This is a genomic window from Streptococcus sp. 2018WUSS126, from assembly GCF_044427425.1.
GTDB classification, from domain to species: domain Bacteria; phylum Bacillota; class Bacilli; order Lactobacillales; family Streptococcaceae; genus Streptococcus; species Streptococcus hashimotonensis.
On record NZ_JAOTGB010000002.1, the window covers coordinates 1 to 22,608 of the forward strand.

The following is a 22,608-nucleotide window of genomic DNA, read 5'->3' on the forward strand; positions in this document are numbered from 1 at the left end:
ACTAGAATGGCCACTTCTGAACTTACCTTACTCACGTCAATCCCAAATACTACTCGCATGATATTACCTCTTTGTCTTGAATGATTCCTTGTTTTAGTGATGTCATTTTCAATACTCGACGTCTGGCGTCCCACATACTTTGATAACATTCTTTCTAAAACAGGTGCCTTGCCAGTTTTTGATGCGACGTCTAGCGTCAAAAGAGTTCTCGACTTAACAAGACACCTCTACTTTATCATAAAGAAAAAGTAGTGAGTACTTTCTCCCGTCGGAGATTTCCTCACTACTAATCTTAGTATGTTTCTATGTCTTGAGTTCTATCACACTCCCAGTTTTTCTTTCCTTTAGAAATGTGGTAGAATAGAGTCTATGAAAAAAGATTTTTTTGTAATCGGTGATGTCCATGGAAAGTTTGAACTTCTACTCGATATTTTGAAGAAATGGAATGAAGAGCGACAACAGCTGATTTTTCTTGGGGATTTAATTGACCGTGGAGAAAATTCAAAAGCTTGTTTGGAGTTGGTCTGGAGCTTGGTGCGGGAAAAGGGTGCGATTTGTTTAACGGGCAATCATGAACGGATGTTTCTGGCCTGGTTGCGTGATCCGGTTGACCGCTATGACCATTACCGGAGGAATGGTGGAGATACGACCATTAATTCCCTACTTGGTCGTCCTTTAGATGCACCAGTTGATGGTCTGGTGGATGCTAATGCAGTGATGGAACAATATGAGGAATTGATTGATTTTGTCAAATCTTGTCCCTATCATCTGGAAACCGAACACTATATTTTTGTCCATGCTGGTGTGGACTTGGCTTTGCCAGACTGGCGAAAAACTAGTAATCATGATAAGGTTTGGTTACGTACTCCTTTCCATGAGGCTGAAAATACCACAGGGAAAATGATTGTCTTTGGGCATACCCCTGTTTATAACCTCTACCAGACCAAGCTCCGCATTAGCCAAATCTGGACCAGTTCAGATGGGAAAATGGGGATTGACGGAGGAGCTGTTTACGGCGGAGTTCTGCATGGTCTAGTCTTGAATCAACAGGGATTGGTTAGAGATTACGCAGTGGGCTGTATGGAGTCGACCCAGTAGCTTACTGTAAAAATTTACAAAATTGCATGGTAATATATACTAGGGATATTAACAATTTTTAGGAGATGAATATGCTAATTTGTTCGGTATAAAATTTCTAGTCAATCCGGCAGATTTTATCAAGCTTTATCCGAGTGTTTAGTCAGGAACGGTATGAAATACCCTATAAAAACCTAGTGATTCTCATAATGATTCTGCATTTGAGAGGGCTACTGGTTGTATATTCTAAAAAGATAAATTGTTTTCTAGATATACTTGACTTTCATACTTAAAAATAATATTATCTAGTAGTAATAAACAAAAGGAGTTTTATAATGAAAAAGAAATGGTTGCTGATTTTCTCAGCTCTTCTAACAGTTACTACTTTGGTGGCTTGCTCTAATTCTAATAGTAAGGAAGAAACAACGTCCAAAAGCTCTTCAACGGAACAAACATCCACAACGAAATCCTCTACTAAAGAGTCTACATCTGAATCCTCGACTGTTACTTTAAAAGAGTCAACAGTGACTTATCTGGCAGATGCAGAAATTGATGCGATTCAGACTATCGGAGAATATAAAACATCATTGAACTCATTGATGGACTCTTATGTTGCTGACTTTGATGGGCTAATTGTTCAGTTACCAGAAGAAGCACAGACTACTTTAAAACCATATCGTGAGCAAATTGTAACGATGCTTGAACAACAAAAATCAGCACTGGATTCACAATTTGCGACATTAGGGGATGACTCGACAGTGATTCCAGAAGAAGCACGAGCTACTGTTTTGGATAGTTTAAAAACAGTTCGTGATCAACTAAAACAAACGATGACAACTGTGCATGAACAGGCACAAACATTATTAAATGAATAACAGGGAAAGATTTGGCTCCTGCTCAATGTTATTAGGTTAGCTAACTTAATAACATTGGGAACTGAGGGTCTCTTTTTCATTTTTTTGCATTTCTTCCCAAATTTTCAGAAAATTTTGATATAATAGAAAAAATATTATTTTTAGATTGGAAAATATTATGACTGCACAAAAAATGACTGCACAAGAAATCATTGCCTTTATTGGTAATGCTGTGAAAAAAACGACTGTTAAGGTGACCTTTGAAGGTGAATTGGCTGGTCCTGTTCCTGCTGAAGTGACAAAGCTTGGCAATGTCCTCTTCGGTGACTGGAAGGATGTCGAGCCACTTTTGGCAAACTTGACTGAAAATGTAGACTACGTGGTCGAGCAAGACGGCCGCAATTCGGCTGTGCCATTGCTTGACAAGCGGAACATCAATGCCCGTATCGAGCCAGGTGCCATTATCCGCGATCAAGTGACCATTGGCGATAATGCCGTTATCATGATGGGTGCGGTCATTAACATCGGTGCGGAAATCGGCCCAGGTACCATGATTGACATGGGTGCTATCCTTGGTGGTCGTGCGACGGTTGGTAAAAACAGCCACATCGGTGCAGGTGCGGTCCTTGCAGGTGTTATCGAGCCAGCTTCGGCTGAGCCAGTGCGTGTTGGCGACAATGTTTTGGTCGGTGCCAATGCCGTTGTTATCGAGGGCGTGCAAATCGGTAGCGGCTCTGTTGTCGCAGCCGGTGCTATTGTGACCCAAGACGTCCCTGAAAACGTTGTGGTTGCAGGTGTACCAGCCCGCATCATCAAGGAAATCGATGAGCAAACCCAACAAAAAACAGCCTTGGAAGAGGCATTACGGACACTCTAAGAGGTAGTTATGCTAGATTTAATTGCAACACGGCGGGCCCTCCACCAGATTCCAGAGTTGGGTATGGAGGAGTTCAAGACACATGCCTTTCTTATGGAAACTATTGAGAACTTGCTGGAAGATTGCTCTTTTGCCCAAGTCCGTACATGGAAGACAGGTATCCTGGTCTATCTGACAGGTTCTGCTCCTGAAAAGACCATTGGCTGGCGGGCAGATATTGACGGCCTGCCTATTGTGGAGGAAACGGGCCTGGACTTCAAGTCCCTCCACCCAGACCGTATGCACGCCTGCGGACATGATTTCCACATGACCATTGCCTTGGGGCTTTTGGAGAAAATGGCAGAGCAGCAACCAAGGAATAATCTTCTCTTCTTGTTTCAGCCTGCGGAGGAAAATCTAGCAGGTGGTATGCTCCTATATGAAGCGGGGGCTTTTGGAGATTGGTTACCAGATGAATTTTATGGGCTTCATGTCCGACCAGACCTCAAAGTCGGTCAAATGGCCACCAACCGTACGACCCTCTTTGCTGGGACCTGTGAAGTCAAGATACGGTTTACAGGAAAGGGTGGCCACGCAGCATTTCCCCATACCGCCAATGACGCCTTGGTGGCAGCCAGCTACTTTGTGACCCAGGTTCAGTCAGTGGTGAGTCGAAATGTCGACCCAATCGAGGGAGCAGTGGTGACCTTCGGTTCCATGCATGCTGGCACGACAAACAATGTCATTGCTGAAACAGCCTTTCTGCACGGGACCATTCGGGCCTTGACTCAGAACATGAGCCTCTTGGTGCAAAAACGGGTGCGGGAAGTGGCAGAAGGAATCGCCCTGTCCTTTGGAGTGGACTTGGAGATTGAGCTTAATCCTAGCGGTTATCTGCCTGTGGAGAACAATCCCCAGCTGGCGGATGAACTGATGACTTATTTTGAACAGGTCGAGGGCGTGGAGATGATTGACTGCTCACCTGCCATGACGGGTGAGGACTTTGGCTACCTGCTCAACAAGGTTCCAGGTGTTATGTTCTGGCTGGGTGTGGATACGCCTTATCCACTTCACAATCCTCGTCTCAGCCCCAAAGAGGAAGTGCTTCCCTTTGCTGTGGATAAGTTGAGCGATTTTTTGGAAACGAAAGCAAACTAGACTGGAATTCCCAGTCTTTTTCTGAAAGGAAAGGATTTCCTGTGGATAAAAAAGAAATTCGGCAAGAGGTCTTGCAGAGATTGAAAGCCCTGACTAGTAGCCAGCGAGCAAGATGGAGTCAGCAGCTAACGGAGCGCCTCCTTGCTTCTGAGGCCTATCAAGGCACAAAGTCGCTTGGGACCTACCTTTCCATGCCCCATGAGTTTGACACTTCTTACCTGATTGAGCAGGCTCAAAAGGATGGCAAGCAGATTTTCATCCCTAAGACCTATTCACAAGGTCGTATGGATTTTGTAGAATATAATCCTGATGATTTGGTGAAATCTAGGTTTGGAGTTTGGGAACCTGGTACTTATTCACAACCTGTGGATAAGTCTGTGGTTAAGTTGATCCATGTTCCTGGTTTAGCTTGGCATCAAGCGGGTTTCCGAGTGGGCTATGGAGGTGGTTTTTATGATCGCTACCTAGCAGATTATCAGGGGGAGACGGTATCGACCTTGGCAGACTTTCAAGTCTATGATTTTGAACCAGATGTATTTGATATTCCAGTAAAGGAGATGTTGATTTTTGAAGAACTTTTTTGATAAGCGCTACCCTGTGACCAATGGCTTGTTGGCAGTCACGGCTCTTGTTTTTCTTTTGATACAAGTATTTCGATTTGGGCAGACCACTACAGCCTATACGATTTTTGAATTTGGTGGTATGTACGGGGAAGTAGTGCGTTATGATCCGACTCAGTTGTGGCGCTTGGTTTCGCCTATTTTTGTCCACATTGGTTGGGAGCATTTTCTATTCAATGGTATTACTTTACTTGGTTTAGGGTATCAATTAGAAGGGCTTTTTGGGTCCCGGAGGTTCTTTCTTCTCTATCTATTATCTGGTATTATGGGCAATCTTTTTGTTCTCTTCTTTACACCAGATGTAGTTGGTGCAGGTGCCTCAACCTCGCTGTTTGGTCTTTTTGCCGCTATGGCACTGTTGAGGAAATTTAGTCGCAGCCCTTATCTACAGGTTCTTGGTCAACGTTATATGGTCCTTTTGGGATTGAACTTGGTCTTGGGACTTTTTAATCCAACCATTAGCATGGCAGGACATATTGGAGGAGCTATTGGAGGATGCTTGGTCGTGATTTTCCTTCCACCTCTTGTGGAAAAGGATCTCTTTACAGGAAAACAGATTTTTTACAGTTTCATTGGATATTTGGGCTTGATTGTTTTTCTACTAGGGGTATTCTATTTGATGTAATAAAAAAAACTAGCGATTGCTAGTTTTTCTTTGTATCTAATTTTTTACCAAGATCGATTAAGTATTGTTTCAAATCATCTTTTACTTGAGGGTGTTGGAGGGCGTAGTCGATAGAAGTTTTCATGAAACCGAACTTATCCCCAACATCGTAACGGTTGCCTTTGAATTCGCGAGCGAAAACACGTTGCGTTTTGTTCAGAGTATCAATGGCATCTGTCAATTGAATCTCGTTCCCGGCACCTGGTTTTTGGTTTTCTAAGATCTCAAAGATTTCAGGAGTGAGTAAGTAGCGTCCGATAATAGCAAGGTCAGAAGGAGCATCTTCTGGTTTTGGTTTTTCCACAAAGGTTTCCACACTATAGAGACCGTTGACACCTTCACCTTGTGGAGCGATAACACCGTATGCAGAAACTTCTTCATGAGGAACAGGCATAACAGCAATGGTTGAAGCATGTGTTGCTTCGTAGTCCTCGATCAATTGCTTGGTTATTGGAGTGGCTGTAGGATCGGTAATGTCCATGAGGTCATCACCCAGCATGACAACGAAAGGTTCATTTCCCACAAAGGCTTTAGCTTGTAAGACTGCATCTCCTAGTCCCTTTGGATAGCTTTGGCGGATAAAATGAAGTCTGATGGCCGTTGCATCATCAACCAGTTTCAAGAGGTCATCTTTACCTTTTTCTTTTAGGTTGTATTCCAATTCAAAATTCGAATCAAAATGGTCTTCAATGGAACGTTTTGATTTGTTAGTTACGACCAATATATCTTCGATGCCTGAACGAAGCGCTTCTTCGAAGATAAATTGGAGGGTTGGCTTGTCAACGATTGGCAACATTTCCTTGGCAAGAGCCTTAGTAGCAGGCAAGAAACGTGTTCCCAAACCTGCAGCTGGGATAACAGCTTTTCTAACTTTTTTCATAAGTATGTAATCCTTTATATTTTATTTTTTTGTGTTTAATAAGAATCAATGCCATTCATTTTCATGGCGGAATTCACCCGTCATGATTTCTTTGATGGCATCTTCAATACCTGCACCTTGGTAGATGACCTTGTAGATGGCTTGGGTAATAGGCATGTAAACATCTAATTCTTGAGCCAACTCATAGGCTGCCTTAGTTGTCGAAATACCTTCAATCACCATTCCCATATTGCGTTCTACATCTTCGAGTTTTTCACCGCGACCGAGCTGATCTCCAGCTCTCCAGTTGCGGGAGTGGACAGATGTACCGGTAACAATCAAATCACCAACACCAGAAAGACCGCTGTAAGTCAGAGGATTTGCGCCCATAGCAACGCCTAGACGTGTGATTTCTGTCAAACCGCGAGCGATAATAGCTGCCTTGGCATTATCACCATAACCAAGTCCGTGTAAAGCGCCAGCGCCGACAGCAATAATATTTTTAAGGGCACCTGCTGTTTCTACACCGATGACATCATTATTTGTATAAAGTCGGAAGTAGTGGTTGCTGAAAAGATTTTGGACGTAGCTGGCTGTTTCCAAGTCTTTTGAAGCTGCAGAAATCAAGGTCAAATCACGGACGATAGTCTCTTCTGCATGACTTGGCCCTGAAACCACGACGATTTCAGAACGGAGTTCAGCAGGAATTTCTTCTTCCAGTACCTCAGACAAGCGCTTGTGACTATCAGGTTCTAAGCCTTTTGAAGCGTGCATGACAACTACCTTGTGTTTGAGAGCTTGTGCGACTTGCTTGGCAACTAGGCGTGTTACCTTGGTTGGCACAACGAAAAGAACCGCGTCAACACCGTCCAAGGCTTCAGTCAAATCCTTATATCCTTTGATGTTTTCATCTAGGATAACATCCTTGAAATAGCGCTTATTTGTATGTTCTTTATTGATTTCGTCGATTTGTTCGGGGACATTTCCCCAAATACGGACAGTATGACCGTTGTCGTTGAGAACTTGTCCTAGGGCGGTGCCCCATGAACCGGGTCCCAAGATGGCAATGGTTTGTTTGGTCATAAAAAATCCTTTCTAGTTGGTGTAATTTAGATATATTATACCATAATTGATACATAAAATCTTATATAAGTTATACAGTATATATATTATAGTTTTCGAGTAAGTAATGGTGCTGAAACAACAAAATATTTTCAGAAAAGAGCAAACGGAATAATTGACAATAGTTCCTAAGAGAACTATAATAGTTCTCATGGTAATTATTTTCGTAGAAAGGAGCTATCATGGGACATACTATTGCAGATTTTCGGAATCTATTAAATCAGATTGAACAAATCAGTGAAACCATTGCAAAGGAATATGATGTGGAACACCTAGCTGGACCACAGGGATGGGCCCTGCGTTTTATAGCAGAACGGTCTGAAGTTGAAACCTTTGTCAAAGACATTGAAGCGGAGTTGAAGATTTCCAAATCCGTTGCCAGCAATCTAGTTAAGCGAATGGAGAAAAATGACTTTATTCGGGTTTTACCTTCTCAGTTTGACAGACGCTATAAGCAGTTGGTCTTGACAGAGAAAGGTCGGAGCAAGATTTGTCACCTAAAATCCTTCCATGAGGAGATGCACCATTCTCTCTTTCGAGGTATTCAAAAGGAAGAATTTGATTTGATCAGACAGGTGGCCGATCAATTAAAAGAAAATATTCAACACTATAAGGAGAAGAATCATGTTTAAAGAAGCCATTTTACGTTACAAATGGTATGCCTTGGCATCGGTCTTGTTGACGTCTATTGTCGTAGCAACGACCTTGATGCAACCTAGTTATTTACAGGATGTATTGACTGCTGTCTTGGCCAATGATAAGGAAGAAATTGTCCGTGTCGGTAAGTTCCTCTTGCTGATTGCGGGAATTGGTCTCTTGGCTGGTCTGACCAATACAATCATGGCAGCTAAGATTTCTCAGGGAGTGTCTGCGGATATTCGTGAGAAGACCTTTCGGAAAATTCAGAGCTTTTCCTATGCCAATGTAGAGGAATTTAATGCAGGGAATTTGGTGGTTCGTATGACCAACGACGTCAACCAAATTCAGAACCTTGTCATGATGCTCTTTACTATCCTGATGCGGGTACCCCTGCTCTTTGTTGGTGCCTTTATCATGGCAGTGCGCACTTTGCCAGAACTTTGGTGGATTATCGTGCTCATGGTCATCATCATCATGGGAATCATGGCAGTCGTGATGGGCTTGATGGGACCGCGCTTTGGTAAATTCCAGTCCCTCATGGACAGGATGAATAGCATTGCAAAGGAAAACCTCCGTGGGATCCGCGTGGTTAAGTCCTTTGTACAGGAGAAGAATCAATACGCTAAATTTAAAGAAGTATCCAATGAGCTTTTGGATCTTAACCTCTTTATTGGTTATGGTTTTTCTATCTTGCAACCTTTGATGATGTTTATCTCCTACATGGCGATTTTTGTGTCGCTTTATCTCGTTTCAGGGATGTTAGACACTAATATCGAAGCAGTTGGGGGCTTTACTTCCTTTATGAGTTACCTTATGCAAATCATGTTTGCGATTATCATGACTAGCTTTATGGGGATGCAGGCTTCACGTGCTGCTATTTCCATTAAACGTCTGAGTGAGGTTTTAGATACAGAGCCAGCGATGTCCTTTAAAGATGGTGCAAAAGAGGACTTGGATGGTCGGATTGTTTTTGACAATGTCAGCTTTACCTATCCGCATGACACTGAGCCAACCTTGAAAAATATCTCCTTTGAGATTGAGTCTGGTCAGATGGTCGGTGTGGTCGGTGCAACGGGTGCGGGTAAATCAACACTAGCTCAGCTCATTCCGCGTTTGTTTGATCCACAGGAAGGGACTGTGTCAATTGGCGGTCGTGATTTGAAAGACATCAGTCAGGAAACCTTGAGAGATACAGTGTCTATCGTTTTGCAAAAAGCTATTCTCTTCTCAGGGACCATTGCGGACAATTTGCGTCAAGGTGCACCTGGTGCAGATTTGGAACGTTTGGAGCGGGCCGCAGGTATTGCCCAAGCCAAAGAATTTATCGACCGCTTGGATGATACCTATGAGAGCCAAGTAGAAGAACGTGGAAATAACTTCTCAGGTGGTCAGAAACAGCGGATGTCCATTGCGCGTGGGGTGATTAGTGATCCTAAAGTCTTGGTGCTAGATGATTCGACCTCAGCCTTGGATGCCAAATCAGAGAAGTTGGTCCAAGAAGCCCTCAACCATGATTTGAAGGGGACAACGACGGTCATCGTTGCTCAGAAGATTTCTTCTGTTGTCAAAGCTGATAAGATATTGGTTCTTGATGAAGGTCGCTTGATTGGTCAGGGAACACACGCAGAATTGGTAGCGACAAATGACGTCTACCGAGAAATTTACGAAACACAGAAAGGGAAGGAAGAATAAATGAAGACATTACGTTTTTTCTGGTTTTATTTTAAACGCTATAAGCTGTCCTTTGCTGTGATTTTTCTAGCCATTGTGACGGCGACCTATTTGCAGGTTAAGACACCTGTTTTCCTGGGTAATGCTATTGCAGAGATGGGGAAAATTGGTCAGGCTTATTTTGCTGCAGAGCAGATGGGGCAGTCAGGTTTCAAGCCTGATATGACGGACTTTAATGGGGTTATGCTCAATCTCTTGTTGGCCTATGTGGCGACTGTGGTATCAACCTTGATTTATACCATCCTCTTCACGCGTATCGTGGCTCATTCAACCAACCGGATGCGAAAAGGTTTGTTTGGCAAGTTGGAACGCTTGACAGTTGCCTTCTTTGATAGCCACAAGGATGGGGATATTCTTTCTCGTTTTACCAGTGATTTGGATAATATCCAAAATGCTTTTAACCAGTCCTTGACTCAGGTAGTGACCAATATCGCTCTTTACATCGGTATGGTTATCATGATGTTCCGTCAGGATACTCGCTTGGCTTTGGTAACTATTGCATCCACGCCAGTTGCTTTGATTGCCCTAGTGATTATCATTCGCCTGTCACGGAAATATACTGACAAGCAACAGGCTGCCGTGTCTAAACTCAATGCCTACATGGATGAGAAGATTTCAGGACAAAAAGCGATTATTGTACAGGGTGTGCAGGAAGAGACTATTGATGGTTTCTTGGAGCTCAATGAAGAAGTTCGTCGCACAACTTTCAAGGGACGTTTGTTTGGTGGGATTCTCTTTCCATTTATGAACGGAATGAGCTTGGTTAATACTGCCATTGTTATCTTTGCAGGTTCCAGCATTGTTCTCAATGATAGCTCGCTGGAAACAGCTGCCGCACTTGGTCTGGTCGTGACTTTTGTTCAATATTCGCAACAGTATTACCAGCCAATCATGCAGATTGCATCTAGCTGGGCAGAATTGCAGTTGGCTTTCACAGGAGCTCATCGTATTCAGGAAATGTTTGATGAGCCTGAGGAAGTCCGCCCTCAAAACGCTCCGCTATTTACCGAATTAAAAGAAGGTGTTGAAATCAAGGACATCGACTTTGGCTACCTGCCAGGTCAGAAGGTCTTGGACAAGGTGTCTATTTCAGCTCCTAAGGGCAAAATGGTGGCGGTCGTTGGTCCGACGGGATCTGGTAAGACTACTATTATGAACTTGATCAACCGCTTCTACGATGTCAATGGTGGTAGCGTGACCTTTGACGGTCGCAATATTCGGGAATATGATTTGGATAGTTTGCGGGATAAGGTCGGCATTGTCTTGCAGGAATCGGTCCTCTTCTCTGGCACTATTGCGGACAATATCCGCTTTGGTGATGAGAGCATTTCGCAAGAAATGGTGGAAACCGCAGCCCGTGCCACCCATATCCACGACTTTATCATGAGCTTGCCAGAGGGTTATGAAACCTTTGTGACCGATGATGAGAATGTCTTCTCCACAGGTCAGAAACAGCTGATTTCCATTGCCCGTACGCTCTTGACAGATCCACAGGTCTTGATTTTGGACGAAGCAACGTCTAACGTTGATACCGTAACGGAAGCCAAAATCCAAAAGGCCATGGAGGCCATTATCGCAGGACGGACCAGCTTCGTCATTGCCCACCGCCTCAAAACCATTCTCAATGCGGATGAAATCATCGTCCTCAAAGACGGAAAAGTTATCGAGCAAGGCAACCACAGCCAGCTTCTCAAGCTTAATGGCTTCTACGCCGAACTCTACCACAACCAGTTTGTGTTTGAATAAAGAAAAAGGTCTGAAACCAGATGAGCTGGTTTTCAGACCTTTTTCTTGTTGTATCTAACTGTTGGAGAAATTGTTCTTGAATATGATAACCTCGGCAGAGTCAATACCGTATTCGGGTCTGGCCATAGACGACTTGTTTCTAGGTGTGGAAGTCACTTGTGAATGCAGGTTCTTAGCGGAAAACTTATTCGCAAAGGGTGTAGAAACTATCTAAATCATAAACGAACAATCCGCTGACACTTATCGGCAATATATGGATCGTGTGTGACGATAATTACTGTTTTTCCACTATTATTCATTTCTATGAGAAATTGCAGGATTAAGTCCCTATTTTCCTGATCTAATGCTCCCGTTGGCTCATCTGCCAAGATAAGATTGCTTGGTTTGAGTAGAGCACGAGCGATAGCAATTCGCTGTTGTTCTCCTCCGGACAGCTCGGAAATTTTTTGTTTTAGCGTGTTTGCTAGCCCGATTTTTTCTAGTATATTTTTTATAGACTCTTCCTTTTCCTTTTTTGATAGTCTGGTATATTTTAATGCCATCAGGAGATTATACTCGACGCTTTCGTTCTCAATTAGAGCAAAATTTTGGAATAGATAGGAAATTTGTTCCCGAATTATTTTTTGAGATGTCCTAGTGTTTACAGGTACGTTTGAATGACCAAATAGGAGGTAATTTCCTTCGTATTCACCGTCAAGCAAGCCAATGATATTTAGTAATGTTGTTTTTCCGCTACCACTTTTTCCAACAATTGCGACTAGTTCACCTTGTTCAATGTTGAGGGAAAAATCATGTAGGATATGTTTTTGACCAATCTTTTTAAAGATATGTTCTAAATGAATCATAGGTTCTCTCCTTTCAAGTATTGTACAAGATTTTTTTGCTCCATGCGCAGTGATGTAAATAGGAAAATACCCCCATCAGCAATGGCAAATAGTAAAAAAAGTGCAAGAGGAAATAGTGACTTACCAGCTATCAAAATAACTGGAAGAGGTAGCAAATATAGTAGAGTTAGTCCGATTAGAATAGGTTTGTAGCGGTCAAAAAGTGACCATCCTAAAAATTTCATAGTGATGATATGAGATTTTCTCCAAAGAAACATACTTTTTACAATAAAATAGGAAACAACAATGCTCAGTAAGCAGATAATCGCAAACAGGGTGACGAAGTTACGACTAGCGTCTCGGAAACTATCTACACGTCCTTGTTGAATAGATTTTATTGATGAGAATTTGAAATAGCTATCATCAGGCAATTTCTGAAGAATTTGTTCGATTTTTTGTTGATGTTGAGGGGAATTTGCAATTTTAATTGGGCTACTTAGTCCAGTATTTGATAGATGTGCTTTATCTTCCCACGACATATCATTGTCATTGACCAGGCTAATCATTGGATTAGTGAAATTGTTGGATAAGGTTTCATTGTATGGGAAGAATGTCCAGTCGCCGTCATAATAAATGTATTCAACATCTACCTCGCTGACTGTTTTTGCCACTTGTTCTTCATATTTCAGTGACAGAAAACCAATCAATTTTGCTAGATTTTTGTTAGACTCTTCATTCTCTTTCATTGATGCTGGAAAGAGTACAGTCAATTGTTTACTTGTATGTGGAATCGGAAATCCTATACTTTCTAGATAGGTTTTGTTGGCGTATAGAACAGGGATGTCTTTAGCCAATGTTGAATGTTCAAATTCTTTAAGATGTGAGAAATTGCCAGGGTTTATGATACTAGAACGAATATAGTAAGTTGGAAGATTTTCTGTCAAATTCTTATATAAGGAGTAATAATATTGATGAGCTTTGTCGGAACCAGACAGGCTATCTTGCCAGAGTTGATTTCCTGATTTTACGGTTTCGAGTGTTAGGAAATCTCCCTGTTTTTCCCATTGTTCTTGATAGTTCAATTCTTGGTGTTCCTCATAAATGCTATTTCCGATACCAATCATCAATATAGTGATAAGAAGTGTGAGACAGCATTTGAAGAAATTATTGATATAGAATCCTGTTTTGAAGGAAACAAATCCTTTTATGATAGATGCGGCGTTAATGCGTTGGATAATTGTGATGACTAAAATGTTGATGAGTAGATAGACTTGAAGGAGGATAAAATGCGCTAACAGCATCATAGCTGTAAAACCTTGAGGCATGTAGTCAAAAAACAGAAATGGTAAACTATTTAGAATGATACTACCGATTCCCATAATTAGTATATTTTGTTTTACATAGCGATAGAAAATCTCTAAGTTACTGTATCCAAGTATTTTTTCAACGCCGATATGTTTGATATCTAAAATTGGTTGGTAAACAGAAGTTAATGAAAGGAGTAAAAATGCGATACAGCAGATGAGTGCTACTAGTAGCAAGTCTCTGTTTATTAATTCTACTGCTGTTTCAAAGGTTGGAGTCAATAGTGTAGAAGAATCAATATTGAAAAAATGACTTAATTCCTGTACGATTTCAGTGTCGTTTATGGATTTTGTTGATGTGACGGTATACTGACCATTTAGTGTATGGGATGTATCTTGAAAATAGTTTTTTAAAGTGATGAGCCGTATCGTCTTGGCCTGCAAAAATGTTGGGATATGCCCTAGTTTGTCGGAGGATTGTATATTTGTATAAGATCCACTTCCGTCTTCGTTAAAAGTAAGTTGCTGGATTCCAAAATCTTTATAAGGAAATGTCTCATGAGAAAAAACACCTGCTTTTATTACCTCGGTGTTGCTATCTGTTTTGACAATTGAAACGTTGTATTTATCAGCAATTTTTTCAAAAAAATGCAGTAAATCCTGTGAAGGAACGGCACTATCGCGTAAATAAAATTGAAATGAATAGTCAGTCGTTCCTAATTCACGTATGCGATTGATTTCCTTTGTATAGTGTAGATTTACAACGATAAAACTGACACAACACAGAAGTAGAATCATACAGAAATGGTTTAGCCTTTTCATCTGAACACCTCCTTATAAACGTTTTCCGACCAGCACACCAATAGAGCTGGTCGGAAACTAACTATCTTTTTGAATTTGACTATCAGTCATTTAGCAATTGATGAGTAACAGTTGTTCCCGATTACCCTACTATCAAACATTTCTGAGCATGGTAATCGTTTTTCTCTTAATTTCATGGTCTGTGGAAAACTAATTTTAGTGCATATCAAAAACCATAGAAATATTCCATGCCAGTTGGTGGGATTTTGGTAATAGATGCTTTTGCCCAAATACCTGCGCCTTGGCGTTGACGGTTTTCATGTTGCCCATTTTTTACAGTAGCGGTATGAGAACGTGTTGGATGATGGTAGTTGGAATACCCGTAGGTTCCTGTCCATCCAACTCCATAATGCCATTCGCCACCATCGACAAAATCTGCAAAGGCGACTGTGGATACCATTAAACTACAAGCAATTCCCAAGGCAAAACCTAATTTAGCAAACTTTTTCATGATAATTTTCCTTCCTAAGTGTATTTTTATTTTTAAGATTAGCTTTCCCACCCCCTCCACTCAACATATAGTTTCCAGTCTTTTTCCTCCTTTCCAGAGTGGTGAGATGGTGGTATCTTATTTATTTATTGATAATTGGTATAATCAGATTCCATCCACCCCCTAAAAGTTGAGGCGTTAGTAAGATGGCTGAGTAAGTTAAAAGTAAAAGATAGTTTTTCCAAGTTTTCATAAGAGGACCTCCTATCATTTTGTTTGTTTTTATTTACTATTATGGTATCATGTAGTAAATGTGATTGATGAAAACGTAAACATCTCTCACAGTTTTAGGAGGTTATGATGAGGTGGGATTTTGGAACAGTCTTAAAAGAGATTCGCAAATCAAAAGGGCTTAGCCAGCAGGAAGTTTGTGGGAAGGCTTTGTCACGGACAACCCTATCAAAAATTGAAAACAACAAAGAATACCCGACCATTGCTCACTTTTCCCATATTCTTCGTCAGTTGGATATGACCTTTGCAGAGTTTGACTATATCTGCCATGCCTATCAGCCTTCGGAGCGTTCGTCTATCATCCATCGCTTTGAAAATCTGAGAGGACAATTTTTTTCTGAATTAGGTTGTCATGATTTTTTATATCAAGTAGAGCAGTATTTGAAGAAGCAAGAAGATATACGAGTTCAACGAATTGAGCAGCAATTACGCTTAATCTTATCCATTTATCAAACAGGAGATGGGGAGCGAACCAGACAGTTGGGGCAAGCACTTTGGAAGGAATTGGAGAAGTCAGACACTTGGTATTTAGCGGATTTTCGTAAGTTGGGGTTGGTGCTTCCGATCATTCCTGTATCTCATTTGAAAGGCTTTGTAGATAAAATCTTGCTTTCCTTGGACAAGTATAAGGACTTCAGAGATGTACAGGTTAGCCAGTTTGCTTTTCTCTATAATCTATCGACCGTTTTACTGAAAAATAGGGAGTATCAACTTTGTGTTTCAGTAATGGAGAGAGTTTATGCCATGGCTCAGGAAAGTATGCGGATTGATTATGTAGGCATGGCCAATGTTCGCATGGGTATCTTTCAGCAGGATAGCGGGATGGTAGATAAGGGGCTTGCCATTCTCCGAGCTGCAGACTTGCTAGAAATGGTTGAACATTTGGAGAAAGAAGTTGAGGAGTATTGGGAGATTTTTGGCTCGGAAAAGGATTGAATCACTTGAGCTAGTTTATAGTAGTAACACCTGTCCGTCAGGTGTTTTTTGCTGAAAATCGCAGGCTTTGCCGAATTAGTGTATAATAGACCTATGGTTGGGATATGAGTTTACTTCCTACATAGTGTCTATCTCCGTAAGGTTGACCAAGACTTGTGGCTACGTGCAGCCCGCTTTGATGACGAGTATGCCTTTCCCTTAACAACACTTTTTGCATTTGTGACAAAAAATGCGAATGAATTTGTAGTAGGGAATGAACCCTAAATAACCAAAGAGGCAAATATGAAGGAATTACAATTTTTAATTTACCGAGCAGAAAATGACCAAGAAAAGGCTAGTGTTATTGTCAGTGACGAGACGATTTGGGCCAGTCAAAAGGAAATGGCAAGACTATTTGATGTTGGTGTGCCAGCTATCAGCAAACATTTGAAAAATATTTTTGAAGAAGGCGAACTAGATGAGCATTCAGTTATTTCCAAAATGGAAACAACTGCAAGTGATGGTAAAAATTATCTAACTAGCTATTACAATCTCGATGCCATCATTTCCGTCGGTTATCGTGTCAATTCTCAAAAGGCTACTAAGTTTAGGCAGTGGGCAACAACTGTGCTTCGAGAATACATGATTAAAGGTTTTGCCATGGATGATGAGCGTTTGAAGCAAGGCGAAAACCTGTTGGAAAAAGATTATTTCCGTGAGCTCTTAGAACGAGTTCGTTCTATCCGTGCTAGTGAACGACGAATTTGGTTACAAATCACAGATATTTTTGCAGAGATTGCGATTGATTATGACGCTAATAGCTTGATGACTAAGCAATTCTATGCTCATGTGCAAAGTAAGAACCTGTATTCACAGTTCAGCACTTCCATCTAAGGCTAGTTTTTCAGCTCCTCATCGTTAGTTTTTTTCAAAATACAGTCAGTATTCCCTCAAAAAACTGCCTTGATTAGCGAAAAACGATCTCTTATCTAAAAGCACTTTACTTGTGAATACAGGTTCTAAATTTCATTATGCGATTACAGGTAAAACAGCTGCAGAAATTATTTATGAAAAGGCAGACCACACCAAAGCGAACATGGGGTTGGTAACCTGGAAGCACTCTCCTGACGGACGTATTTTGCAATCGGACGCTCTTGTGGCTAAAAATTATCTGAACGAAAAGGAAATTCGTTCGCTGGAACGTAGTATTTCGGGCTACTTTGACTATCTGGAGCGACAAATTGAGCAAGGAAAAACTCAGACCATGCAAGATTTGGCAGATAGTATTGACCGATTTTTAGCCTTTCAAGATTATGAACTTTTAGAGGGGTATGGTCAAATTACAAGGCAGTCAGCCAAGGAGAAAGCTCGGTCAGAATATGCAATTTTTAATAAAACCCAAAAGATAAATTCTGATTTTGAAAAATTACTAGAAGATTTATCCTCAAAATAAGCATTCGAAAGGAAAAATATGAAAATCCGTGGATTCGAACTGGTCAGCCAGTTTACTGATGAAAATTTATTGCCAAAACGTGAGACAGCCCACGCAGCAGGCTACGACCTGAAGGCTGCAGAGAGGGTTAGCTTGGAGCCAGGTGAGATTAAGCTGGTTCCAACGGGTGTCAAGGCCTATATGCAGGCCAACGAAGTCCTCTATCTCTACGACCGTTCGTCCAACCCTCGCAAGAAGGGGCTGGTTTTGATTAACTCGGTTGGGGTCATCGATGGTGACTACTACGGCAATCCAGCTAATGAAGGTCATATCTTTGCCCAGATGCGAAACATCACAGAGGAAACTGTCGTGGTGGAAGCAGGCGATCGAATCGTACAGGCTGTTTTTGCACCCTTCCTCTTGGCTGACGGCGACCAGGCCGACGGCGTTCGGACGGGCGGATTTGGCTCGACGGGTGATTAAGAGTGGGGCTGATAAATTTTCAAGAAAAATTCTGTCAAGGTTATGAGCTGATTTTTGAGAGAAGTATTGGTGGTTTTCTTTATCTTGGATTTTTGCCCGACCAAGACCGCTTAATCTGTGTTTCTGGTGAATACATTTCGATAATCGAGTTGTTAGACGGTCAGGTGACAAAGGTTGTTGGCGATTACGATGAGGAAGAGCTACTGGTATTCTGTGAAGGGGTAGAGAAACCTGTTAGCATCGCTGGTCAATACGGCGGTAGTCTTCCTCAGACAAATCAGTCGGGAGTTGCGATTCAGACTTATGTTGACCCGTCAGGCCCATATCCGATTTGCTCTATTTTTTGGAAATTGGCAGAGCAGGAGCCGTGCTTGATTTATAAATCTTATTTACCTTACATCTATGGTTTCAGTGAGGATGGTCGCTACTACGTCCATGTTGATGATGGTAGTTTAAGTGTTTTACGTAAAAAGGAGAGTTAGAGTGGCTAAGAAAAAAACAACCTTTGTCTGTCAATCCTGCGAGTATCACTCGCCCAAGTATCTGGGCCGTTGCCCCAACTGTGGCTCCTGGTCTAGCTTTGTTGAGGAAGTGGAGGTCGCCGAAGTCAAGAACGAGCGGGTCAGCCTGACAGGTGAGAAGACCCGTCCCATGAAACTCAATGAAGTTTCCTCTATTCAAGTGGTTCGCACCAAGACTAACATGGAGGAGTTCAACCGTGTCCTCGGAGGTGGTGTGGTGCCAGGCAGTCTGGTCCTGATCGGAGGCGATCCAGGGATTGGGAAATCCACCCTGCTCTTACAGGTATCTACCCAGCTTTCGACCATTGGCACCGTCCTCTATGTGTCGGGGGAAGAGTCTGCCCAGCAGATTAAGTTGCGAGCGGAGCGTCTGGGGGACATCGACAGCGAGTTCTATCTCTATGCGGAGACCAATATGCAGAGCATTCGGACCGAGATTGAGAAGATAAAACCAGATTTCCTGATTATCGACTCTATCCAGACAATTATGAGCCCTGACATCTCCAGCGTGCAAGGCTCTGTCAGTCAGGTCCGTGAAGTGACCAATGAACTCATGCAGATTGCCAAGACCAACAACATCGCAACATTCATCGTCGGCCACATGACCAAGGAAGGAACCCTGGCTGGACCGCGGACCTTGGAGCACATGGTGGACACAGTTCTCTATTTTGAGGGCGAGCGGCAGCACACCTTCCGTATCTTGCGGGCGGTCAAAAACCGCTTTGGCTCCACCAACGAAATCGGCATTTTTGAAATGCAGTCGCAGGGTTTGGTCGAAGTCCTCAATCCTAGCGAGGTCTTTCTGGAAGAGCGTCTGGACGGGGCGACTGGCTCTGCCATTGTCGTGACCATGGAGGGCACCCGCCCTATCCTTGCCGAAGTGCAGGCCCTGGTGACTCCGACCATGTTTGGCAATGCCAAGCGGACCACGACAGGCTTGGATTTCAATCGTGCCAGCTTGATTATGGCGGTTTTGGAAAAACGGGCAGGCCTGCTCCTCCAAAACCAAGATGCCTACCTCAAATCAGCAGGTGGTGTCAAACTGGATGAGCCAGCTATTGACCTAGCGGTCGCAGTTGCCCTTGCCTCCAGTTACAAGGATAAGCCTACCAACCCACAAGAGTGCTTTATAGGCGAGATAGGCCTGACAGGTGAAATCCGCCGCGTCAATCGGATTGAACAACGGCTTAACGAAGCCGCTAAATTGGGCTTTACCAAGGTCTATGCCCCCAAAAATTCTCTGACAGGTATCAAGGTGCCCAAGGAAATCACGGTTATCGGTGTGACCGCCATTGGCGAAGTCTTGCAGAAAGTATTCAACTGATGAAATCTTCGGGAGTGACAGCTAGTCGCTCCTCTTTTTGCGACAAATAGTCGGGAATGTGATAAGCTAGGTCTAACCTATTTCTGAAAATTTCAGAAATTCTCATCAGACAAGGAGGTCCTATGTCTTATTTTCAAAACTTTATGAAGGCCAACAAGGCCTATGTTGACCTGCATGGTGATTACCATTTGCCTCTTCGTCCAAAGACAAAGGTGGCTATCGTGACCTGTATGGACTCACGGCTTCACGTGGCGCAGGCCTTGGGCTTGGCTCTGGGTGATGCTCATATCCTGCGGAATGCGGGTGGGCGCGTGACGGAGGACATGATTCGCTCGCTAGTCATTTCCCAGCAGCAGCTCGGCACAAGGGAAATCGTGGTACTCCACCATACAGACTGCGGTGCACAGACCTTTACCAATGAGGATTTTGCGGCCCAACTCAAGCGGGATTTGCAGGTTAATGTCAGCGGTCAGGACTTCCTACCTTTTACCGATGTTGAGGAAAGCGTGCGGGAGGACATTGCTCTCTTGAAACAATCTCCGCTCATACCTGACGACGTTGAAATTTTTGGTGCGGTTTATGATGTGGATACGGGGCGTATGACAGAAGTTATATAGGAATGCTCAGGAAATTCGGTTTTTCCTGTAAATTTTATCTGAATGGCCGAGAAATCCTTGACAAGTTTTTTTGAATGAGATAAAATTGTATTATCACAACAGAACAAATAAAGAGATAAATGATACTTGGTTTATTTTAGCTTGTTCTTGGTTTATTATGGCTATCCTGTGGTTAACAGGACCTTTCGTAAAAAATAGGAGTCAACTATGTCAGACAATCGGATGAAATATACTATCGATAGTAATATGCAGTTTCCTTTGGTGGAAATCGCCTTGGAAGCTGGTGAATCAGCTTATATTCAACAAGGGAGCATGGTCTATCATACGCCGAGTGTAACCTTGAATACTAAGCTCAATGCGCGTGGTGGTTCAGGTTTTGGTAAATTGATGGGGGCCATCGGTCGGTCAATGGTATCAGGCGAATCTATGTTTATCACGCAAGCCATTTCCAATAGCGACGACGGAAAAATTGCACTTGCGCCTTCAACGCCAGGTCAGGTTATTGCCTTGGAACTTGGTGCAGAGCAGTATCGACTAAATGATGGTGCCTTCCTTGCCCTTGATGGTTCTGCTCAATATAAAATGGAACGCCAGAGTGTTGGAAAAGCTTTCTTTGGCGGTCAGGGCGGCCTCTTTGTGATGACGACAGAGGGGCGCGGAACACTTTTGGCGAATGCATTTGGTTCTATTAAGAAGCTAACTTTGGATGGTGGAAGTATCACCATTGACAATGCTCATGTGGTTGCTTGGAGTCGTGATTTGGACTACAATATCCATATGGAAAATGGTTTCCTCCAATCTATCGGTACAGGTGAAGGAATCGTTAATACCTTTACAGGTTATGGAGAAATCTATGTACAGAGCTTGAACATTGAGACCTTTGCTCAGGTCATTGGCAATCATATTGTCGGTGCAGGTGGTGACGGTGGTGGTGGAAGCACATCATTGCTGGATGCGATTTTTTAAGAAAAAAACTCTGCAATTTTCAAAATCATATAATAAAAATTAGGTCCCTCGCGCAATGCAAGGGACTTTTCTTAGTTTATTTCTACCACTTACCTGTCTAATTTTGCCACTTACTGAAATGCCCTTGTAATTGGATGTCGAACTGGTATAATAGAGCTATCAAAAAGGAGGGAGCTATGAAAGTTAGGATTGAATTTGATGACAGCTTAGATCAGCTTGAAGTTGTTATCCGAACCAGTCAGCTGGGACCAGAGATTGAACAGATTCAGCAAGCTTTGCAACAAGCTAGTCGTCCCTCGCTTGTTTTTTACAAGGGGAGCAGCGAGTATTTTCTTTCATTGGGTGACATACTTTTCTTTGAAACGGACGGAACCAAGATTTTTGCTCATACAGGCGATGATGCCTATGAGGTTAAGATGAAACTCTATGAACTTGAGGAGTATTTGCCTATCTACTTTTGTCGGGTAGCTAAGTCAACCATTGTCAATAGCAAGGTAGTCTATTCGCTAGATAAGTCCTTCTCGGGGACCAGTCGGATTTCCTTCTATAAAACTCACAAGGAAGTTCACGTGTCGCGACATTATTACCATTTATTAAAAGAAAAGTTACAGGAAATGAGGTAGGAAGATGAAACGTTTTATGATAGGTTGTTTAGTGATTGGATTAGCGGTCTTGGTATTGCTAAGGGATTCCTTAGGCTTACATCTGGCCATGCCGTTTTGGACAACTGTTTGGTTTGTTTTAACCTTTGTGACGGGTTTTCACCGTTTGGTGAAGCAGGATTGGCTTGCCAGTATCTTTTGTTTCGGTCTGGCTTTTATAGCGGTGAACTCGGTTTACGATTGGGTGAAGTTTGGGACTTGGAATATGGTTCTATCGCTTGTTCTTCTTTGCCTTGGCTTGAAACTGATGCTTAAGCCGAAGAAGCGTAGACTGGCTCATGGAGTTGTCACAGGAGTGATTGGCGATAAGGGACGCGATACAGCTTTTGGCTCCTCTACTCGTTACATTCATGAGGAAAATTTTATCCATGATAGTGTTGATGTAGCCTTTGGATCTAGTACGGTCTATTTTGATCAGGCAGTGATTCTGGGTGATCAGGCAGATTTTCATATTGATGCTGCCTTCTCAAATATCACACTCTACCTGCCTGCTGACTGGCAAGCAGTAGTAGAGTTGGATAGCGCCATGTCAACAACTAACAACTATGCATCTGATCCAAAAGAAAAGGTTCTCTTGGTAACGGGTGATATGGCATTTTCTACATTAAATATTTACTCTATGTAAAAGAATATTCACAGAGGAAAGTCTATC

At 42.5% G+C, this 22,608-nt stretch carries 22 protein-coding genes and 2 pseudogenes; 19 read left to right on the plus strand and 5 right to left on the minus strand.

All coding sequences use genetic code 11. The annotated features are described in order from the left end of the window. Positions 1-369: 369 nt before the first annotated feature. The 6 genes from ODU34_RS01110 to ODU34_RS01135 all read left to right on the plus strand — a co-directional run bounded on the left by ODU34_RS01110 (position 370) and on the right by ODU34_RS01135 (position 5,190). Complete coding sequence (locus ODU34_RS01110; protein ID WP_105178780.1) at positions 370-1,098, plus strand: metallophosphoesterase family protein; 729 nt, start codon at positions 370-372, stop codon at positions 1,096-1,098. Positions 1,099-1,412: 314 nt separating this feature from the next. Then, the gene (locus ODU34_RS01115; protein WP_105178779.1) at positions 1,413-1,952 is read left to right on the plus strand and encodes a hypothetical protein; all 540 of its coding nucleotides are present in this window, start codon (positions 1,413-1,415) and stop codon (positions 1,950-1,952) included. Positions 1,953-2,109: 157 nt separating this feature from the next. Beyond that, positions 2,110-2,808 carry a 2,3,4,5-tetrahydropyridine-2,6-dicarboxylate N-acetyltransferase gene (gene dapD, locus ODU34_RS01120; protein WP_105178778.1) on the plus strand — a complete coding sequence of 233 codons (699 nt, stop codon included), beginning with the start codon at positions 2,110-2,112 and terminating at the stop codon, positions 2,806-2,808. Positions 2,809-2,817: 9 nt separating this feature from the next. Then, entirely contained in the window at positions 2,818-3,945 is a 1,128-nt protein-coding gene (locus ODU34_RS01125; RefSeq protein ID WP_136671654.1) for an N-acetyldiaminopimelate deacetylase, read from the plus strand. A 41-nt stretch (positions 3,946-3,986) separates the two neighbouring features. Continuing rightward, positions 3,987-4,529, plus strand: a complete 543-nt coding sequence (locus ODU34_RS01130) for a 5-formyltetrahydrofolate cyclo-ligase (protein WP_105138836.1) — start codon at positions 3,987-3,989, stop codon at positions 4,527-4,529. Continuing rightward, positions 4,513-5,190 carry a rhomboid family intramembrane serine protease gene (locus tag ODU34_RS01135; RefSeq protein ID WP_105178776.1) on the plus strand — a complete coding sequence of 226 codons (678 nt, stop codon included), beginning with the start codon at positions 4,513-4,515 and terminating at the stop codon, positions 5,188-5,190. Before ODU34_RS01130 ends, ODU34_RS01135 begins: the two co-directional genes overlap by 17 nt. Positions 5,191-5,209: 19 nt before the next feature. On the opposite strand, the gene galU is transcribed toward ODU34_RS01135, so the two are convergent. Both galU and ODU34_RS01145 read right to left on the minus strand, forming a co-directional pair. Continuing rightward, entirely contained in the window at positions 5,210-6,109 is a 900-nt protein-coding gene (gene galU, locus ODU34_RS01140) for a UTP--glucose-1-phosphate uridylyltransferase GalU (RefSeq protein ID WP_105178775.1), read from the minus strand. Positions 6,110-6,154: 45 nt separating this feature from the next. Further along, on the minus strand, positions 6,155-7,171 hold the full coding sequence (locus ODU34_RS01145; RefSeq protein ID WP_014638751.1) for an NAD(P)H-dependent glycerol-3-phosphate dehydrogenase: 1,017 nt from the start codon (positions 7,169-7,171) through the stop codon (positions 6,155-6,157). Between the two features lie 221 nt (positions 7,172-7,392). Here ODU34_RS01145 and ODU34_RS01150 point away from each other — a divergent pair, with 221 nt between their 5' ends. The 3 genes from ODU34_RS01150 to ODU34_RS01160 are packed head-to-tail and all read left to right on the plus strand — an operon-like array spanning position 7,393 to position 11,326. Next, entirely contained in the window at positions 7,393-7,842 is a 450-nt protein-coding gene (locus ODU34_RS01150; protein WP_029752443.1) for a MarR family winged helix-turn-helix transcriptional regulator, read from the plus strand. Further along, on the plus strand, positions 7,835-9,541 hold the full coding sequence (locus ODU34_RS01155; RefSeq protein ID WP_105178774.1) for an ABC transporter ATP-binding protein: 1,707 nt from the start codon (positions 7,835-7,837) through the stop codon (positions 9,539-9,541). The genes ODU34_RS01150 and ODU34_RS01155 overlap by 8 nt, the downstream gene beginning before the upstream one ends. Beyond that, positions 9,542-11,326 carry an ABC transporter ATP-binding protein gene (locus ODU34_RS01160; protein ID WP_105178773.1) on the plus strand — a complete coding sequence of 595 codons (1,785 nt, stop codon included), beginning with the start codon at positions 9,542-9,544 and terminating at the stop codon, positions 11,324-11,326. A gap of 215 nt (positions 11,327-11,541) precedes the next feature. On the opposite strand, the gene ODU34_RS01165 is transcribed toward ODU34_RS01160, so the two are convergent. From ODU34_RS01165 to ODU34_RS01175, 3 genes are all read right to left on the minus strand, one after another. Continuing rightward, on the minus strand, positions 11,542-12,171 hold the full coding sequence (locus ODU34_RS01165) for an ABC transporter ATP-binding protein (RefSeq protein ID WP_105178772.1): 630 nt from the start codon (positions 12,169-12,171) through the stop codon (positions 11,542-11,544). After that, positions 12,168-14,276 carry an amino acid ABC transporter permease gene (locus ODU34_RS01170; RefSeq protein ID WP_014638746.1) on the minus strand — a complete coding sequence of 703 codons (2,109 nt, stop codon included), beginning with the start codon at positions 14,274-14,276 and terminating at the stop codon, positions 12,168-12,170. Before ODU34_RS01170 ends, ODU34_RS01165 begins: the two co-directional genes overlap by 4 nt. A gap of 205 nt (positions 14,277-14,481) precedes the next feature. After that, positions 14,482-14,766 carry a lactococcin 972 family bacteriocin gene (locus ODU34_RS01175; RefSeq protein WP_024384175.1) on the minus strand — a complete coding sequence of 95 codons (285 nt, stop codon included), beginning with the start codon at positions 14,764-14,766 and terminating at the stop codon, positions 14,482-14,484. Positions 14,767-15,102: 336 nt separating this feature from the next. On the opposite strand from ODU34_RS01175, the gene ODU34_RS01180 reads away from it, so the two are divergent. The 10 genes and pseudogenes from ODU34_RS01180 to ODU34_RS01225 all read left to right on the plus strand — a co-directional run bounded on the left by ODU34_RS01180 (position 15,103) and on the right by ODU34_RS01225 (position 22,581). Next, the gene (locus tag ODU34_RS01180; protein WP_238145903.1) at positions 15,103-15,972 is read left to right on the plus strand and encodes a helix-turn-helix domain-containing protein; all 870 of its coding nucleotides are present in this window, start codon (positions 15,103-15,105) and stop codon (positions 15,970-15,972) included. A gap of 282 nt (positions 15,973-16,254) precedes the next feature. Continuing rightward, a pseudogene (locus ODU34_RS01185) lies at positions 16,255-16,809 on the plus strand (virulence RhuM family protein); the annotation flags it as partial. Between the two features lie 163 nt (positions 16,810-16,972). Continuing rightward, positions 16,973-17,404, plus strand: a pseudogene (gene rhuM / locus ODU34_RS01190) (RhuM family protein); the annotation flags it as partial. 18 nt (positions 17,405-17,422) lie between these two features. After that, the gene (locus ODU34_RS01195; RefSeq protein WP_105178770.1) at positions 17,423-17,866 is read left to right on the plus strand and encodes a dUTP diphosphatase; all 444 of its coding nucleotides are present in this window, start codon (positions 17,423-17,425) and stop codon (positions 17,864-17,866) included. Between the two features lie 2 nt (positions 17,867-17,868). Further along, positions 17,869-18,348, plus strand: coding sequence for a hypothetical protein (locus ODU34_RS01200; protein ID WP_044761680.1), 480 nt, complete (start codon positions 17,869-17,871; stop codon positions 18,346-18,348). Position 18,349: 1 nt separating this feature from the next. After that, positions 18,350-19,711 carry a DNA repair protein RadA gene (gene radA, locus ODU34_RS01205; RefSeq protein WP_398578326.1) on the plus strand — a complete coding sequence of 454 codons (1,362 nt, stop codon included), beginning with the start codon at positions 18,350-18,352 and terminating at the stop codon, positions 19,709-19,711. Positions 19,712-19,833: 122 nt separating this feature from the next. Further along, positions 19,834-20,328: a carbonic anhydrase gene (locus tag ODU34_RS01210; protein ID WP_205014615.1), complete on the plus strand. Its 495-nt coding sequence runs from the start codon at positions 19,834-19,836 to the stop codon at positions 20,326-20,328. Positions 20,329-20,535: 207 nt separating this feature from the next. Beyond that, a complete protein-coding gene (locus tag ODU34_RS01215; RefSeq protein ID WP_013730631.1) occupies positions 20,536-21,294 on the plus strand; it encodes a TIGR00266 family protein in 759 nt (252 codons plus the stop codon). Positions 21,295-21,470: 176 nt separating this feature from the next. Next, positions 21,471-21,917 (plus strand): LytTR family DNA-binding domain-containing protein, encoded by a 447-nt coding sequence (locus tag ODU34_RS01220; RefSeq protein WP_105178767.1) that lies wholly within the window; start codon positions 21,471-21,473, stop codon positions 21,915-21,917. A gap of 4 nt (positions 21,918-21,921) precedes the next feature. Next, the gene (locus tag ODU34_RS01225; protein WP_105178766.1) at positions 21,922-22,581 is read left to right on the plus strand and encodes a LiaF transmembrane domain-containing protein; all 660 of its coding nucleotides are present in this window, start codon (positions 21,922-21,924) and stop codon (positions 22,579-22,581) included. Positions 22,582-22,608 lie beyond the last annotated feature (27 nt).

Excerpts from the sequence above, each read along its gene's own strand:
- ODU34_RS01150 (WP_029752443.1), top strand. The coding sequence starts at position 7,393 with ATGGGACATACTATTGCAGATTTTCGGAATCTATTAAATCAGATTGAA.
- ODU34_RS01165 (WP_105178772.1), bottom strand. The coding sequence starts at position 12,171 with ATGATTCATTTAGAACATATCTTTAAAAAGATTGGTCAAAAACATATC.
- dapD (WP_105178778.1), top strand. The coding sequence starts at position 2,110 with ATGACTGCACAAAAAATGACTGCACAAGAAATCATTGCCTTTATTGGT.
- ODU34_RS01215 (WP_013730631.1), top strand. The coding sequence starts at position 20,536 with ATGTCAGACAATCGGATGAAATATACTATCGATAGTAATATGCAGTTT.
- ODU34_RS01160 (WP_105178773.1), top strand. The coding sequence starts at position 9,542 with ATGAAGACATTACGTTTTTTCTGGTTTTATTTTAAACGCTATAAGCTG.
- ODU34_RS01225 (WP_105178766.1), top strand. The coding sequence starts at position 21,922 with ATGAAACGTTTTATGATAGGTTGTTTAGTGATTGGATTAGCGGTCTTG.
- ODU34_RS01145 (WP_014638751.1), bottom strand. The coding sequence starts at position 7,171 with ATGACCAAACAAACCATTGCCATCTTGGGACCCGGTTCATGGGGCACC.
- ODU34_RS01110 (WP_105178780.1), top strand. The coding sequence starts at position 370 with ATGAAAAAAGATTTTTTTGTAATCGGTGATGTCCATGGAAAGTTTGAA.
- ODU34_RS01170 (WP_014638746.1), bottom strand. The coding sequence starts at position 14,276 with ATGAAAAGGCTAAACCATTTCTGTATGATTCTACTTCTGTGTTGTGTC.
- ODU34_RS01210 (WP_205014615.1), top strand. The coding sequence starts at position 19,834 with ATGTCTTATTTTCAAAACTTTATGAAGGCCAACAAGGCCTATGTTGAC.
- ODU34_RS01155 (WP_105178774.1), top strand. The coding sequence starts at position 7,835 with ATGTTTAAAGAAGCCATTTTACGTTACAAATGGTATGCCTTGGCATCG.
- ODU34_RS01175 (WP_024384175.1), bottom strand. The coding sequence starts at position 14,766 with ATGAAAAAGTTTGCTAAATTAGGTTTTGCCTTGGGAATTGCTTGTAGT.
- ODU34_RS01180 (WP_238145903.1), top strand. The coding sequence starts at position 15,103 with ATGATGAGGTGGGATTTTGGAACAGTCTTAAAAGAGATTCGCAAATCA.
- ODU34_RS01220 (WP_105178767.1), top strand. The coding sequence starts at position 21,471 with ATGAAAGTTAGGATTGAATTTGATGACAGCTTAGATCAGCTTGAAGTT.
- ODU34_RS01125 (WP_136671654.1), top strand. The coding sequence starts at position 2,818 with ATGCTAGATTTAATTGCAACACGGCGGGCCCTCCACCAGATTCCAGAG.
- ODU34_RS01115 (WP_105178779.1), top strand. The coding sequence starts at position 1,413 with ATGAAAAAGAAATGGTTGCTGATTTTCTCAGCTCTTCTAACAGTTACT.
- galU (WP_105178775.1), bottom strand. The coding sequence starts at position 6,109 with ATGAAAAAAGTTAGAAAAGCTGTTATCCCAGCTGCAGGTTTGGGAACA.
- ODU34_RS01195 (WP_105178770.1), top strand. The coding sequence starts at position 17,423 with ATGAAAATCCGTGGATTCGAACTGGTCAGCCAGTTTACTGATGAAAAT.